The sequence below is a fragment of the Gulosibacter hominis genome, assembly GCF_904842695.1.
Taxonomy (GTDB): Bacteria; Actinomycetota; Actinomycetes; order Actinomycetales; family Microbacteriaceae; genus Gulosibacter; species Gulosibacter hominis.
In genome coordinates this window covers 1-15188 of sequence record NZ_CAJGWQ010000002.1, presented here as the reverse complement: position 1 = coordinate 15188, position 15188 = coordinate 1, and the positions used below count along the sequence as shown (strand labels likewise).

Below are 15188 nucleotides of genomic sequence, written 5' to 3'. Positions count from 1 at the left end.
CAATAATGCATCCATCTGTGGTGCCCGCTAACCCATCTCATTTGCTCAGAGAAAGTTCAACGATGAACAGCGCTCCTATCCCGATCCCGGCTGCTCCCGCCCCCGATATTCTGCGCTGCGCCTACATGGAACTCGTGGTCACCGACCTCGAAAAATCACGCTGGTTCTACGTGGATGTGCTCGGCCTGGTCGTCACCGAAGAGGACGAAAACAGCATCTACCTGCGCAGCTTTGAGGAATTCATCCACCACAACCTGGTGCTGCGCAAGGGTGACGTCGCTGCCGTTGCCGCGTTTTCGTACCGGGTGCGCTCGCCCGAGGATGTCGACCGGGCGCAGGCCTTCTACGAAGAACTCGGTTGCCGGGTCGAGCGCCGCGCCGAAGGCTTCACGAAGGGTATCGGCGACTCGGTGCGCGTCGAAGACCCGATCGGATTCCCGCTCGAGTTTTTTTACGAAACCGAGCACGTTGAACGCCTGGCTTGGAGCTACGAACTGTGCGGTGCCGGGGCGCTCGTGCGGCTCGACCACTTCAACCAGGTGACCCCGGATGTGCCGCGCGCCACCCGCTATATGGAATCGCTCGGCTTCCGCGTCACCGAAAACATCGTCGACGAAAACGGCACCGAATATGCGGCCTGGATGCGCCGCAAACCCACCGTGCACGACACCGCAATGACCGGCGGCGACGGCCCCCGGATGCACCACGTCGCCTTCGCCACCCACGAAAAACACAACATCATCTACATTTGCGACAAGCTCGGGGCGCTGCGCATTTCCGACATGATCGAGCGCGGGCCGGGACGGCACGGCGTTTCGAACGCGTTCTACCTGTACCTGCGCGACCCCGACGGACACCGCGTCGAAATCTACACACAGGACTACTACACCGGCGACCCCGACAACCCGGTGGTCAGCTGGGATGTGCACGACAACCAGCGCCGCGACTGGTGGGGTAACCCGGTCGTGCCGTCGTGGTACACGGATGCGTCGCTCGTGCTTGATCTCGACGGCAACGTCAAAGAGGTGGTCGCCCGCACCGACGACTCGGAGATGGATCAGACCATCGGCGCCGACGGGTTCTCATACACGCGCAAGGGCGACACCGCGCAGGGCTACAAACTCGGCAACCAGCTGTAGCTGCCGGCGGGGAGGGGGTTGTGCCCTCCCCGCGTCCCGGCGCGCTGGCGCGCTGTGCGCTGGTGCTCTGCATCAGCGCGGCGCTTCCGCCACTGGGCGCTGCATCCCCCTGCAGCCAGAGCCCTGCATCCAGAGCCCTGCATCCTGCATCCCCTGCACCCGCTGCGTCCCCCTGCATCCCCTGTATCCCCCCTGTATCCCCCTGCAGAAATTTGTTTCCTGACTGCATCCCAGAGCTGAAATTTGTTTCCTGACTGCAAAACCCCGGTTTTAGCCCGGTTTTAGGCTGAAAACCCCAGTTTTGCAGCCAATTTTCTGATTTCAGGAAACAAAAATCCGCAGCTCACCGCAGCACACCGCAGCACACCGCAGCACCCCGCAGCACACCGCAGCACACCGCAGCACACTGCAAGACCGGCACACAAAAACAGCAGGGCTACTGACCGGAAAGCTGCAGCCCACATTCCTGCGCGCGAGCCACCACGCTGTCAAGCAGCGGCCGATCTACACCCACCGAAACCGGGGCATTTTCGCCGCCAACAGGACGGGTGACCATCACCACCATCCGCACGCGCCCACCGTCGACGTCAATCCACCCGGCAAGCCCCAGCGACTCGGTAATCTGCCCGGTTTTCGCGTTCACGGCGCCATCAGCAAGTTCGGGAAACCGCCGCTCAAGGGTGCCGGTGCGCTGGCTTTCGGGCAGCCCCGCCAGCAGCGGCGCCAGCTCATCATGCGTGCTGACCACCCGCAGCAGCTCGTCAATCGTTTCAGCGGATGCACGATTGTCGCGCGACAGCCCCGATCCATCGGCGCCAACGAACCCGGTCACATCGACCCCGAGCCACAGCAATGCCTGGCGTTGCGCCTGATTGATCGCATCAAAATCGGTGCCGGTGTCGAGCTTGATCGCCACCTCACGGGCAAGCACCTCAGCAATAACGTTGTCGCTTTCGAGCAGCATCAGATCAACGAGCTCGGCAACCGTGGGAGATTCAACGGCCGCCAGCGGCATAGCACCCGGCGCTGGTTTGAGCGCGGGATCGAACGACGCGCCAGTCTGTGCTGCAAACACAGCGGCAGCATCGGATGCGGGATCTTCGCTGCGCGGCGATTCTTGCGCCGCCGGGTCGGCCCGTCCCCCGTCAACCATCAGCGCCGAGATCGGCGACATATATCCAAGGGTGCGGTCTTCAGGTCCCCAGGATGGATGCCATTGCGGCCCGGTGTAACGGCTCGTATCGATTCCAACGGCGGTGATGCGCTGGTTGCCGAGCTGAGCGGCAAGATCGGCGATGGATGCGGTGGTGCCGGGAAAATAACTGCTGTCACCCGAACGCAGGGTCGGGTCGCCGCCACCGACGAGCACCACTGTTCCGGGTTTCGTGCCCGGCACGACCTGCGTGGTGAGGCGATAGTCGGGGCCGAGCACCTCGTAAGCAGTGGCGGCAGTGACGAGTTTCATGACGGATGCGGTTGGCACCGGTTCGTCGTCATGGAATTCGGCGAGCAGCTGCCCGGTGGCATCATCGGTGAATGTGGCGTGCACCGTGAGATCGCCGGCCGCGTCAATTGCTGGCTGCAGCGAACACTTGCGAAAATCGGCCCGCTGCAGTGATGCGGGTTCCGGCGTCGGTGTAGGGGTAGGGGATGTGATGCTGACGTCTTCGGCGCTGGTGGCCGGGACGATCAGCGTGGATGCGGCGCCGAGCAACAGCCCGGTAATCAGCGCTGCCGCGCCGCCGAGCAAGCGCATCATCCGCGCATCAGCCATCAACGTCCTTTCTCCGAACGCATCCTATCTGCCGCGGTGGCGTTGGCCGTGCGGCCCGGCGCGCCCCTGCACCATTTGCTGCTGTGCCTCTGCACCATCCCGCCGCTTCCCGCCGCTCACCGCATCCCGCCGACCCTGTGCGCGCCTCCCGACACCGCCACCTTCCGCATGTGTGTGCCTTAGCGTCATTTGTATGTGCCAGAACACACACAAATCCCGCTAAGGCACACACAAGGCCGCGACTGAGCGATTACTGATCCGGGCACGGCCTCGACGCCGCAGCCCACCGGGACAACCGCAACAAGATCAATAAGAGTGATGGTGCGGGCCACTTTTTACTATTTTACAGATGATCCCAGGCACTCAATACTGGGTCACACCTCATCAAAAGCGACAGCTCAACGAAGAGCTCCAGTTCGAACATGACCGAAGCCGACCTGAGGTACACCACTGCATCTCACGAGTCGGTCGACCCAAAACACCGCCGACCCGGTGCACAGCTACATCGGCAGCACAACCCTGAAGGAGATGCCACGTGGTGAAGGACTACGAATACTGGAAATCCGCAGCACAATCCATCCGCTTCGACGGGCGGCCCTTCTGGCGCGGCGAGCGTATCAACGCCTCTTCTGGCAAAACAATCAGCACCACCAACCCGGCCACTGGCGAACAGCTGTCACAGCTGCATCACTGCGAACCCAGCGATGTCGACGCTGCGGTCGCCTCAGCTCGACAGGCCTTCAACTCGGGCGAATGGTCGAGGGCCGGTGCCGGATTCCGACGCGAACGGCTTCTTGAGCTTGCGAAGCTGATGGAACAACACGCAGAAGAGCTGGCGCTCGCCGATTCGCTTGATATGGGCAAACCAGTCCGCGAGGCAATCAGTATTGACGCGCCGGGCTCGGCGGCACTGATGCGCTTCTATGCCGAAGCCATCGAAAAACTTGAAGACCGCATCCCGGTTACGCCACCGGGAACAACCGCGCTCGTCACCCGCGAACCGCTCGGCGTCATCGGCATCATCGTTCCCTGGAACTATCCGCTTGAAATCGCCACCTGGAAGATCGCGCCCGCATTGGCCACGGGCAACTCGGTGGTCGTGAAGCCTCCCGTCGAGGCACCACACTCGACGCTGCGTCTTGCCGAACTGGCCGTCGAGGCGGGCATCCCGCCGGGTGTTTTCAATGTCGTCACCGGCCCCGGATCTGTCACCGGCGCCGCGATCGGCCTCCATGAGGACATCGACATGGTCGCCTTTACCGGGTCGACCGAGACTGCCAAGCGGCTGCAAGAGTATGCCGGCCAATCCAATATGAAACGCCTCGCGCTCGAGGCTGGGGGTAAGAGCGCCAACCTGATTTTTGCCGATTGCGAAGATCTCGAACTCGCTGCACAGAAGGCAGCTTTCGGCAGTTTCTACAACCAGGGTGAAGTGTGTTCAGCTAATTCTCGAGTGCTGGTCGAGCGCAGCGTGCTCGACGAGTTCCTTGAGCATTACGTAGCAGCAGCGAAAGCGTACGCGCCCGGCGATCCACTCGATCCGAATACGGGTATCGGGTCGTTGGTTTCGACGCAGCACGCGGATGCGGTTTGGGAAACTATCGAACGTGCCCGAGAAACAGGCAAGGTCGTCTGTGGTGGGTCGCGACCCGAGATCAACGGTTCGCGTGCGTTCATCGAGCCAACGATCATCACCGGCGTTCCCGCCGATCATGAGCTGCACACGCGCGAAATCTTCGGCCCGGTAGCCGTTGTCGATGCGTTCGACGACGAAGAAGAAGCCATCACGCGCGCAAATGAAACCGAGTACGGCCTGGCTGCATCCGTGTGGACCGGGAACCTATCGCGCGCGCACCGAGTGTCTGAGCGTCTCGTGGCCGGCACGGTTTCAGTCAACACAGTTGATGCGCTCGGTTTCACCACCCCCTTTGGCGGGTTTAAGCAGTCGGGGTTCGGCCGCGACCTGTCGATTCACGCGCTTGAAAACTACACCGACTTAAAGACCACATGGATGCAGTGGGGCTGATGTTACGGCTGCGCAGCGCATCCGTTCACTCACGTAGGTTCATATAGAAAGAGAAATAGATCATGGTGCTCCAACAGGAAATGACGACGAACATCGACACCGAGGCCGATCCAGCTGCAACGGCGCAGCTCACGGACGTGGCAAAACGTCACCTAGTGATGAATTTCACGCCTGTCGATAAATATCGGGATGCAGAACTTCCGGTCTTTGTTCGCGGCGAACACATTTCGCTCTTCACCGACACCGGAAAGCGCTATGTGGATGGATTGGCGGGGCTTTTTTGCGTGCAGCTCGGATACTCCCACGGCGCGGAAATCGGCGAAGCCGTACGCGACCAGCTCGCTGAACTCCCCTACCAGACCACCTGGAGTATGGCGCATCCTGCCGCCGCACTGCTCGCACAAAAAATTGCGCAGCTCGCCCCGGGTGATCTGAATCGAGTTTTTTTCGCCTCGGGCGGTGGTGAATCAAATGAGGCGGCGATCAAGCTGGCTCGCCAATACCATGTGACCCGCGGTGAGGGGGCGCGGATAAAGTTCATTGCTCGCCGCGTTGCTTATCACGGCACCAGTTTCGGGGCCATGTCGCTGAACGGTATGACGGATGTGCGCAAAATGTTCGAGCCCCTCATGTACGGGGTGCGCCACACACACAACACCAAGCGTTACCGTCGTCCCCGTAACGAAACTCCGCAACAGACCACCGATTTTCTACTCAACGAACTCGAGTCGTTGATTATTCAGGAAGGTCCGGACACCATTGCCGGAATCTTTATGGAGCCGCTGCAGAATGCCGGTGGTAGCCTCACACCACCAACTGCGGATTATTTCCCCAGGGTGCGTGAGCTGTGTGACAAATACGGCATTTTGTTCATTGCGGATGAGGTGATCACCGGGTTTGGCCGACTCGGTTCCTGGTTCGGTTCAATCCATTACGGTTTCCAGCCCGACATCATCACGTTCGCGAAAGGAATTGCCTCCGCTCACGTACCGCTCGGTGGATTCGTGGCGAGCGACCACATCATCGAGACGGTGCTTGACGGCCCGGTCGGAATGTTTAACCACGCGCTCACCTATAGCGGTCACCCTGCCGCATGTGCTGCAGCATTGAAGAATCTCGAAATCATGGAGCGCCTCGGTGTTGTCGAGCATGTCGTCGACGTCGCGCCGTATTTTGCTGAAGCTCTTGACCGTGTTGCGCAGCGCCACTCGAATATCGTTGGCGATCATCGTGGTGATGGGCTTCACCGATCATTTGAGTTGGCAACAAACCATGACAGCCGGCGTTGGGACAGTGAGAGAGTAAGCGCCGGTGATTTTGTCAACAACCATCTCAACCCTGCACTGGACGAGGTTGGGTTGCTTTGCCGGGTGGCAATCGATGCCGAAGGGAATCCGCTCGTGCAGCTCTCACCGCCCCTCGTGTCCACCCGCGAAGATATTGACGAGATCGCAGGCCTGCTTGATAAGGCATTCACAATCGCAACCAATAGCGCGCAACTCAGCCGCTAGTTAACAACCCAAAACCCCGTAGGCCTCAAAATGAGGTCTCCGAATTGCACGCTGAGCACAAAGGAGTGCACCAATGCGTCGAGAGCCCCCCACAGTCACAACATCATTTCTGCGCTTTGAGCAGCAACATATTTTGCCCATTCCAGAAACCGAGCGAACCGGAAATCCCTGGTCACAAATAGCGATCTGGGTGGGGCTCAATATGATGCCGCTCGCGGTCGTAACCGGTGCGGTCGCGAGCGGCACCTACGGACTCCCGATTGGTTGGAGTATTGTCGCGATTCTCATCGGTAACGTGGTGGGCGCATTTGGTGCCGCGCTGCACGCCTCGCAGGGTCCCAATCTCGGTGTTCCACAAATGTTGCAGGCTCGCGCCCAGTTCGGGTATCTCGGTGCGAGTCTGTTCGCACTCATTGCCTTCATCATGTTTATGGGGTTCTTTGCGAGCATCCTCATCGTCGCTAAAGACTCACTGCTCGCAGTATTCCCCGAACTAAATGGGACAGTAGCGATTCTGCTATTCGCCGCCCTCGGTATCGGACTGTGTGTTTACGGATACGAATTGCTGCGCAAGACGATGGTGTGGCTCTCAATACTGATCGGTGTTGCCGTTGCTGCATCCATGTTTTTGCTGTGGACGAAGCCGGAAATCACCACGGTACGTGCAGATGCAGCCTTCAACATCGAGGGCTTCTTTGCGATGCTCGCCATCGGTGTTGTCTGGCAGCTGGCCTACGCTCCATACGTGTCGGATTACACTCGCTATCTCCCGCGAGAAACCGGGCCAAAGACCGCGTTTTGGACCACCTACATCGGCCTGGTTGGTAGCTCAGTATTCGTGATGATGCTCGGAGTGCTGCTCGGCGCTGCCAACGCGTCAAATCCGTTGGCTGCCCTTGGCGAACACTTGGGCACATTTGGGTTGATAGTGCTCCTTATCTTCGCCGTGAGTTCTGCATTGATCAACGGCGTCGAGCTCTACTCGGCGGTCATGAATGCGTTGACGGTGATGCAATCGAATTTCGGCATCGTCATTTCGAGCCGAGTCCGCATCTGGACTACCGTAATCTCGGGGTCGGTCGCCACGATAATTGCCGTCATTGGACAGGGTGATTTCATGGCGAACTTCGAGAGCTTCCTGACTCTGCTGCTCTACGTTTTGATTCCGTGGTCGGCCATCAACCTCGTTGACTATTTCACCCTGCGGCACGGTGACTACTCGCTGGATGACATGTTCCGCAAGGATGGTGGGCGTTACGGTCGCTGGAATGCGGTGGGTCTTTGGTGCTACGCAATTGGAATTGTGGCGCAGATTCCGTTCATGATTACTCCGCTTTTCACCGGGCCGCTCGCCTCTTTCGCGCAGGGAGTTGACATTGCCTGGCTCACCGGGTTCGTGGTGACAGCGGTCGTGTACTACCTGCTTGCCAGCTCGCAACGGCGTCGTGAGCTCGCTCAGTAGCTGTCCTGCCTCAGGGCGTTGGGGTAGCTGCGCCAGCTGACCGGGTGCGATTACTGCGGGATCAGGATGAGTTCAGCGGAAGATTTTGTGGGCAGGATGCGTGTGGATGCATCCTGGACCGGAAATCTTCCGCTGAACTCACTGTCTCGACGAAATCTGGTAACGATGACAGGCTCAGCAAGCGTTTTCAAACGAGAACTGAAGCGGAGTGCGACAAAAGGCCGTCGACATATCTGAGCCACCTGCGGGAATCGAACCCGCGACCTATTCATTACGAGTGAATCGCTCTGCCGACTGAGCTAAGGTGGCCTGCCGCGCGAGGGCGACCAGCCAAGCTTACCCTACTGCGCCTCGGAGGGCGACTCGTTTCGACCGCAGATCCTCACCCCCGCCAGCCCGTCGCTGCATTCGTGCAGCCCTCCTCCCATCCCTATCTGCACCCAAAGCTGCATCCGTCCGCACCGCCCCGCACCGCATCCGCCCCCTGCACTGCATCCCCTGCAGATCAGCTGCTGCAGATTTTTGTTTCCTGCGATCAGAATTTTGGCTGCAAAAACAGGGTTTTGAACCCAAAACCGGCCCAAAAGCCCGGTTTTGCAGCCAGGAAACAAAATTCAGCTCTGGGATGCAGCCAGGAAACAAAAATCTTCAAGGGCGGGATGCGGCCGGGCAGGGATGCGCGGGCAGGCAAGGCCGGGATGCGGGGCCAATCTGGATGCAGGGAAAGCCGGTCGGGGCTCGGCGACACAACAAGCTCCAGCACAGCAAGACGGGGTGCCCGGACGAAGGCCGAACACCCCGCGGGCACAACCTGGCGCAAAACCAGGCACCTAGCAACTAGCAGTGCTTGGTCTCGCCAGCATCCTCTAGCTCGCCGGTAATCAGATAGTTGTCGACGTAGCTGTTGACGCACTGGTCTTGCTCGTCGTAGGCGATGTGCCCCTCGCCCTCGTATTCGAGCAGCTGCGCCGATTCGAGCTGTTCGGCCACTGCGCGCGCCCACTTCAGCGGGGTCGCCGGGTCATTCGTGGTGGCAACCACCAGCACCGGGTCGGCACCCGCACCAGTCACCGGCTCGAGCTTGTCGACCTTCGTGTCAACCGGCCAGTTTTCACAGGCGAGGTCACCAATTTCCATCTCTTCGGGAGTGCTCGCGCTGGGGAAGATCGACACCTGGTTCAACCGCTGGTTAAACGCCTTGATCTTGCCGGGGTCGGTTTCGCGCGGGTAGTCGAGGCAGTTGATGGCGGTGAACGCCTGGAACATGTTCGAATCGTAGTGACCACTCGGGTCGCGGCCGTAGTACGAGTCGGACAGCAAGAACAGCGTCGACGGGTCGTTCGCGTTGAGGTACTGGTCAAAAGCAATCGTCAAATACTGCCAGGTCGACTGGTCGTACATCGCGGCGATCACAGCCATCTGCAGCACACTCGAGGTGAATACTCGCCCGTCAGCGTTTTTCATGAGCGTCTCGTCGGCATCCTCGGCGATCTGCCGCAGCTCTTTTTCAGCCTCTTCAACCGTGCTTGCCTGGAACGGACACTCGGGCCCTTCGATGCAGTCTTGCAGGTAGGTGCGCACCGAGTCGGCAAATTTTTCTTGCTGGTCGATCACCACTTCAAAGCCGGGCACCGTCGGATCGGTAGCGCCATCGAGCACCACTCGGCCCACCCGCTCGGGGAACTGGTCGATGTATTTGGCGCCAATATCGGTGCCGTATGACAGCCCGAAGTAGAACAGTTTTGGGTCACCAACGAGTGCGCGCAGCAGGTCGAGGTCGTGCACGGTTGAGTTCGTGTCGACATAGCCAAGCAGCTCACCGGTGCCGGCCAGGCAGTCGGCGCCAAAGCGCTGTGATTTCGCCACGGTCCATTCAAGCTGCTGTTCGGGGGTCATCTGCGCGTAGTTGCCGGGCACCCCGTAGAAATAATCGTCCATCCCGGCGTCGTCGCGGCACTGCACCGCGGATGATCGGCCGACACCACGCGGGTCCCAGCCCACGAGGTCGAAGTTTTCGCGCAGGTCAGACGAGAAGAACCCGTATGACTGCGCCACGAAATCAAAACCGCTGGCGCCGGGGCCGCCAGGGTTTGAAAACAGCGAACCCTGCGGGTTGTCGCCGGTTGCGGGCTGGCGAACCAGCGCGAGTTCAACGGGTTCGCCTTTATCGGGGTTGTCCCAGTCCATCGGGGCGAGCGCGGTTGCACATTCGGCATTTTTGTCTGCTCCCGAATCCTCGGGGCACGGACCCCACTCGAGCTCCTGCTCGTAATACTCCTGCAGCTCGGGTGCGAGGTCGGCGTCGATGATTTCGGCCGGATCAACCTGGCCACCGCCGTTTTGCAGCGTCTGGATGAGCGTGCATCCGCTCAGCGAGATCGCGGCCACAGCGGCAGTGGTGGCGGCAAGCAGGCGTTGTGCGCTTCGTCGGTTCACTGGCAGGTCCTCGGTTCTTCGTCAGTCGCGATGTGTTGGATTAGCTTGCGGTTTCGCCCGTGGCTCGGTGTCCAATCACCGCTCCCACGAGCAATTCTTCCAGCGCCAGTGCCGGCGGCACGTTGGCGGCGAGTCGCTGCCGTGCGACAGCCACGGCCTCGATATTAGCGAGGATGTGTGCCGGGCTGCTGGATGCGGCCACACTTTCGATTTCGGGGCGGCGGCGTTCGTTGATCAGTCGCGGGGATGCGCCCAGGGCGGTCACCAGCACATCACGCCACAGCGATGACACATCGGTGAGGATGCGATCAACACCGTCGAGCGTGGCGCGTTTGGCTCGGCGCTTTTGGTGGGTTTCGAGTTCGCGGAAGATGCCCCGCAGCTGGCGCGGGATCGTCGCATCCGGTTCAAGTCCCAGGGCGCGGAAGGTTTCGGCGCGTTCTTTCGCGTCGCGGTCTGCGGCGGCGGCTTTGCCGTCTTCTTCAGCAATCGCCACCCAGTCGGCTGCTTTGCGTGCCGCATCCCCCACACCCGAAAGTGCCAGCACGCCCTGCAGTGCGCGATCTCGTCGCGACCAGGCTTCGGGGGTTGTCACGAGCCGCGAGGCCATGCCGACGTGGCTCTGTGCTTCTTCCGCAGCGCGCAGTGCCCGTTCGGGGGTGCCGCCGTGCCTCGACACCAGCAGCTGCGCCACCTCTTCGGGGCTGGGCGTGGTGAGCGACACCTCGCGCACGCGCGAGCGAATTGTCGGCAAAAGGTCGGCCCTGCTGGGAGCGCACATCACCCACACGGTGGTTGATGTTGGTTCTTCGATGGCCTTCAGCAGGGTGTTCGAGGTGCGTTGGACCATTCGGTCGGCGTCTTCCACCACGATCACTCGGTAGTCGCTCACGGTTGGGGCGAGCCAGGCGCGTTCGACGAGGCTGCGGGCGGTGTCAATATTGATGATGGCGGTTTCGGTCGCCACCGCGGTGAGATCGGGATGCGTGCGGGCAGCCACCTGCCGACAGCTCGGGCAGGTGCCGCAGCCGTTATTGGGACACAGCAGCGCTGCCGCGAACGCGTAGGCGCAATTGGAACGTCCCGATCCCGGTGGGCCGGTGATGAGCCACGAATTGGTGAACCACTCGCGGTGTTCGGCATCGGGATGCGCTGCTGCCACCGCGCGTTTCAGGGTTTCAACGCTGCGGGTTTGGCCGAAGATTTCGGCCCACACTCCCCCACCGGTGCTGCTGGCGCTGGTCATTACTGTGCCCGCGCTGCCAATAGTTTGTCGATGTGGGCGCGAATTTCGTCGGCAACCTGTTCGTGGGGACGGTTTGCATCCACCACGGCGTACCGTTCGGGGTCGGCCTCGGCCTGCTGCAAAAACTGTTCGCGCACGCGGCGATGGTAGTCGCTCGCCTCTCGTTCGAGCCGGTCAAGCCCGTCGCGCACCGTGCGCATCCGCTGCTGTGCAATGTCGGGGTCGAGGTCGAGCAGCACCACCAGATCGGGCAGCAGACCGCGCGTGCCCCACAGTGACAGTTCGCGCACTTCATCCGCGCCCAGGTCACGTCCCGAACCCTGGTAGGCGACGGATGAATCGATATAGCGGTCTTGGATGACGGTCTTGCCGGCCGCAAGCGCTGGGCGCACGACGGTGGCGATGTGGTGGGCGCGGTCGGCCGCGAACAGCAGCGCTTCGGCACGCGGGTCGATATCACCGTCGTAGTGCAGCACGATATTGCGAATCTGCTGCCCCACATCCGTGCCGCCGGGTTCGCGCGTGTGCAGCACTTCGTGCCCGAGTTCGCGGAGATATTCGACGACCCGGATCGCGTGTGTCGATTTGCCGGTGCCGTCGCCGCCTTCAAAGGTGATGAACAGGCCCGTGCTGGTCGTTGCGCTCACTCGCTACTCCTTGGCGCCAGACTTTGCGGTGCTGGCCTTTGCAGTGCTGGCCTTTTTGGTGGTGCTGGTCTTTTTGGCCGTGCTGGTCTTTTTGGCGGCCGTGGTCTTCCGCGCGGTGGTGCGCTTTTTCGCCGGCCCCTTAGCCCGTTTTTCGGCGATCAGCTCGACCGCCCGCTCGAAGGTGAGTGTGGCCGGATCGGTTCCGCGCGGCACCGTCACATTCGTTTCACCATCGGTGATGTAGGGGCCCCAGCGGCCATCTTTCACCTTCACACCCTTACCCGAAACCGGGTCGGGCTTTTCAAAGTCGAGCAGCACCGACTTCGACTGTCGGTTCGCATATTTTGGCTGCGCAAACAGCTCCTGCGCCCCGGCAAGATCGATCGTGAAAATCGACTCCTCGTCTGGCAGCGATCGGGTGTCGGTGCCTTTTTTGAGGTAGGCGCCGTAGCGACCGTTCTGGGCCGTGATTTCATTGCCCGATTCTTCATCCACACCCACCACGCGCGGCAGCGACAGCAGCTGCATGGCCTGCTCGAAGGTGACGGTGTCAGGCGACATCGATTTGAACAGGGATGCGGTGCGCGGCTTGGGTGCGGCCTTGCGGCGCTTGGGTTTTTCGCCCTCGGCGGGAGCTTCAGGTTCGGGAAGTACTTCCGAAACATACGGACCGAAGCGGCCGTCTTTCACGACAATATCGTGACCGGTTTCAGGGTCCTGGCCCAGCACGCGGTCGCCCGCCACCGGTGCATCAATGAGCTCCTGCGCCTTTTCAGCGGTCAGCTCGTCGGGAGCGAGATCTTCGGGCACATTCACGCGACGCGGGTCGGCATCGGGATGCTCAGGGTCGATCACCTCGATATACGGGCCGTATCGGCCGATGCGCAGGGTCGCGGTATCGGTGAGCTTGGTTGAGTTGAGTGCGCGCGCATCAATCTCACCGAGGTTGTCGACCACACCGCGCAGGCCCGGGTGATCTGCCGAACCAAAGTAGAAGTCGTGCAGCCACGCGACGCGGTCTTGGTCGCCGGCGGCAATGTGGTCGAGGTCGGTTTCCATCTGCGCGGTGAAGTCGTACTCGACCAGCTCGTGGAAGTGCTGTTCGAGCAGCCGCACCACCGAGAACGCCGTCCAGCTGGGCACAAGCGCCGTGCCTCGATGCGTGACATAGCCGCGGTCCTGGATGGTGGCGATGATGGATGCATAGGTCGACGGGCGACCGATACCGAGCTCATCGAGCATCTTCACCAGGCTCGCTTCGGTGTAGCGCGGCGGCGGCGTGGTCTCGTGCGGTTTTGCCTCGGCCTCAGCCACGGCAACTGTTTCGCCCTGCTCAAGCGGCGGAAGTTTCGAGTCTTTGCTGGCTCCGCTATCGGCGCGCTGTTCATCCCTACCCTCTTCATAGGCGGCAAGGAACCCGCGGAAGGTGATGACCGTACCCGATGCCTGGTATTCGGTGCTCATCGACGCAAACGTGCCGTCCGCATCCGGCAGCTCGACGGGGGCGCCGTTGAGCACGACCGTGGCGGTGTGGCCCTTGGCATCAGCCATCTGCGAGGCGACGGTGCGCTTCCAGATCAGCTCGTAGAGTTTGCGTTCGCGGTCATCAACGCCGGTGAGTTCACGGGGATGCTTGAACTCAGACCCGGCGGGACGGATCGCCTCGTGCGCCTCCTGCGCGTTTTTTGACTTCGAGCCGTAGTAGCGAGGCTTCTCCGGAACCGAGTCGGCGCCGTACAGTTCGCGAGCCTGCCCGCGGGCGGCATTAATCGCCTGCTGCGAGAGGTTGGGCGAGTCGGTACGCATATAGGTGATATGCCCGTTTTCGTACAGCGACTGCGCCACCGACATGGTTTGCCGCGCCGAAAAACGCAGCTTGCGGGATGCTTCCTGCTGCAGTGTCGAGGTGGTGAACGGGGCGGCGGGTCGGCGGGTGTATGGCTTTGATTCAACCGAGGCGACGCTGATTTCGATGCCGCCGGCGGTGAGCGCATCCGCGAGCGCGGTTGCGGTCGTCTCACCGAGCACGGTTGCATCCGAGGTCAGTTCACCGTGGTCGTTGAAATCGCGGCCGGTGGCTACGCGCTCACCGGCAAGTTTGGTGAGCCGCACCTCGAAAGGCTGTTCTTTGGCGCTGAAAGTGGCTTCAACACCCCAATAGCTTGCCGCCACGAACGCGAGCCGTTCGCGTTCACGCTCCACAATGAGCCGAGTTGCGGCCGATTGCACGCGGCCCGCCGACAGCCCCGAACCGACCTTGCGCCACAGCACGGGCGAAATTTCGTAGCCGTAAAGACGGTCAAGGATGCGGCGCGTTTCTTGTGCATCCACCAGGTGTTCGTCGATGTCGCGAGTCTGGTCTTTCGCGGCCTCAATTGCTTCGCGGGTGATCTCGTGGAACACCATACGCTTGACCGGTACCTTCGGCTTGAGCACTTCGAGCAGGTGCCAGGCGATGGCCTCTCCCTCGCGGTCTTCATCGGTGGCGAGGATGAGTTCGTCGGCGGTTTTGAGGGCGCTGCGCAGCTCGGTAACGGTTTTTTTCTTGTTGTCGGCAACGACGTAGTAGGGCTCGAAACCGTTTTCAACGTCGACCGAGAATTTGCCGAGCGAACCCTTCTTCTGCTCGGCCGGGAGGTTTTTGGGCTCGATCAGGTCGCGGATGTGCCCTACCGAAGCCATGACGACATACTCGTCGCCGAGGTACTTCGAGATGCTTTTCACCTTGGTGGGTGACTCAACGATCACTAGTTTTTTGCCGGTCAAGGTTGAGATTCCTCATTCGCGTTGAAAGACAGTTCAGATTGGCCCGTGTCCGGACAATCTATACCACGGCGCTTTGCTGCGCCCTCTGGAAGCCATGCATCCGCTATCGGCGAACCGCGCAAGGCCGCGCCCCGCATCCACTGCCAGACCCTGCATCCCCGCCGGCCCCGCCTTCCCGGCC

9 protein-coding genes and 1 tRNA gene are annotated in these 15188 nt (G+C 61.1%); 4 read left to right on the top strand and 6 right to left on the bottom strand.

Annotated features, from left to right (window positions below; translation table 11 throughout):
- Positions 1 to 62 precede the first annotated feature (62 nt).
- On the top strand, positions 63 to 1139 hold the full coding sequence (gene hpaD / locus JMV54_RS02355; RefSeq protein WP_230972780.1) for a 3,4-dihydroxyphenylacetate 2,3-dioxygenase: 1077 nt from the start codon (positions 63 to 65) through the stop codon (positions 1137 to 1139).
- Between the two features lie 436 nt (positions 1140 to 1575).
- Here hpaD and JMV54_RS02350 read toward each other — a convergent pair whose 3' ends face one another.
- Positions 1576 to 2913, bottom strand: a complete 1338-nt coding sequence (locus tag JMV54_RS02350) for a D-alanyl-D-alanine carboxypeptidase/D-alanyl-D-alanine-endopeptidase (protein WP_201517302.1) — start codon at positions 2911 to 2913, stop codon at positions 1576 to 1578.
- Positions 2914 to 3448: 535 nt separating this feature from the next.
- Here JMV54_RS02350 and JMV54_RS02345 point away from each other — a divergent pair.
- The 3 genes from JMV54_RS02345 (at position 3449) to JMV54_RS02335 (ending at position 7912) form a co-directional block, all read left to right on the top strand.
- On the top strand, positions 3449 to 4939 hold the full coding sequence (locus tag JMV54_RS02345; protein WP_201517301.1) for an aldehyde dehydrogenase: 1491 nt from the start codon (positions 3449 to 3451) through the stop codon (positions 4937 to 4939).
- 80 nt (positions 4940 to 5019) lie between these two features.
- The gene (locus JMV54_RS02340) at positions 5020 to 6450 is read left to right on the top strand and encodes an aspartate aminotransferase family protein (RefSeq protein ID WP_201517300.1); all 1431 of its coding nucleotides are present in this window, start codon (positions 5020 to 5022) and stop codon (positions 6448 to 6450) included.
- Between the two features lie 73 nt (positions 6451 to 6523).
- The gene (locus JMV54_RS02335; RefSeq protein WP_201517299.1) at positions 6524 to 7912 is read left to right on the top strand and encodes a purine-cytosine permease family protein; all 1389 of its coding nucleotides are present in this window, start codon (positions 6524 to 6526) and stop codon (positions 7910 to 7912) included.
- A gap of 236 nt (positions 7913 to 8148) precedes the next feature.
- On the opposite strand, the gene JMV54_RS02330 is transcribed toward JMV54_RS02335, so the two are convergent.
- From JMV54_RS02330 to topA, 5 genes are all read right to left on the bottom strand, one after another.
- Positions 8149 to 8221: transfer RNA gene (locus JMV54_RS02330), tRNA-Thr, on the bottom strand.
- Between the two features lie 528 nt (positions 8222 to 8749).
- Complete coding sequence (locus JMV54_RS02325) at positions 8750 to 10348, bottom strand: alpha/beta hydrolase (protein WP_201517298.1); 1599 nt, start codon at positions 10346 to 10348, stop codon at positions 8750 to 8752.
- A gap of 40 nt (positions 10349 to 10388) precedes the next feature.
- On the bottom strand, positions 10389 to 11594 hold the full coding sequence (locus tag JMV54_RS02320; protein ID WP_201517297.1) for a DNA polymerase III subunit delta': 1206 nt from the start codon (positions 11592 to 11594) through the stop codon (positions 10389 to 10391).
- A complete protein-coding gene (tmk, locus tag JMV54_RS02315; protein ID WP_201517296.1) occupies positions 11594 to 12241 on the bottom strand; it encodes a dTMP kinase in 648 nt (215 codons plus the stop codon). The genes JMV54_RS02320 and tmk overlap by 1 nt, the downstream gene beginning before the upstream one ends.
- Positions 12242 to 12244: 3 nt before the next feature.
- Complete coding sequence (gene topA, locus JMV54_RS02310; RefSeq protein WP_201517295.1) at positions 12245 to 15007, bottom strand: type I DNA topoisomerase; 2763 nt, start codon at positions 15005 to 15007, stop codon at positions 12245 to 12247.
- Positions 15008 to 15188 lie beyond the last annotated feature (181 nt).

What these genes read in the sequence shown, in the direction of transcription:
- hpaD (WP_230972780.1), top strand. Translation starts at nt 63, where the DNA reads ATGAACAGCGCTCCTATCCCGATCCCGGCTGCTCCCGCCCCCGATATT.
- JMV54_RS02350 (WP_201517302.1), bottom strand. Translation starts at nt 2,913, where the DNA reads ATGGCTGATGCGCGGATGATGCGCTTGCTCGGCGGCGCGGCAGCGCTG.
- JMV54_RS02340 (WP_201517300.1), top strand. Translation starts at nt 5,020, where the DNA reads ATGACGACGAACATCGACACCGAGGCCGATCCAGCTGCAACGGCGCAG.
- JMV54_RS02335 (WP_201517299.1), top strand. Translation starts at nt 6,524, where the DNA reads ATGCGTCGAGAGCCCCCCACAGTCACAACATCATTTCTGCGCTTTGAG.
- JMV54_RS02320 (WP_201517297.1), bottom strand. Translation starts at nt 11,594, where the DNA reads ATGACCAGCGCCAGCAGCACCGGTGGGGGAGTGTGGGCCGAAATCTTC.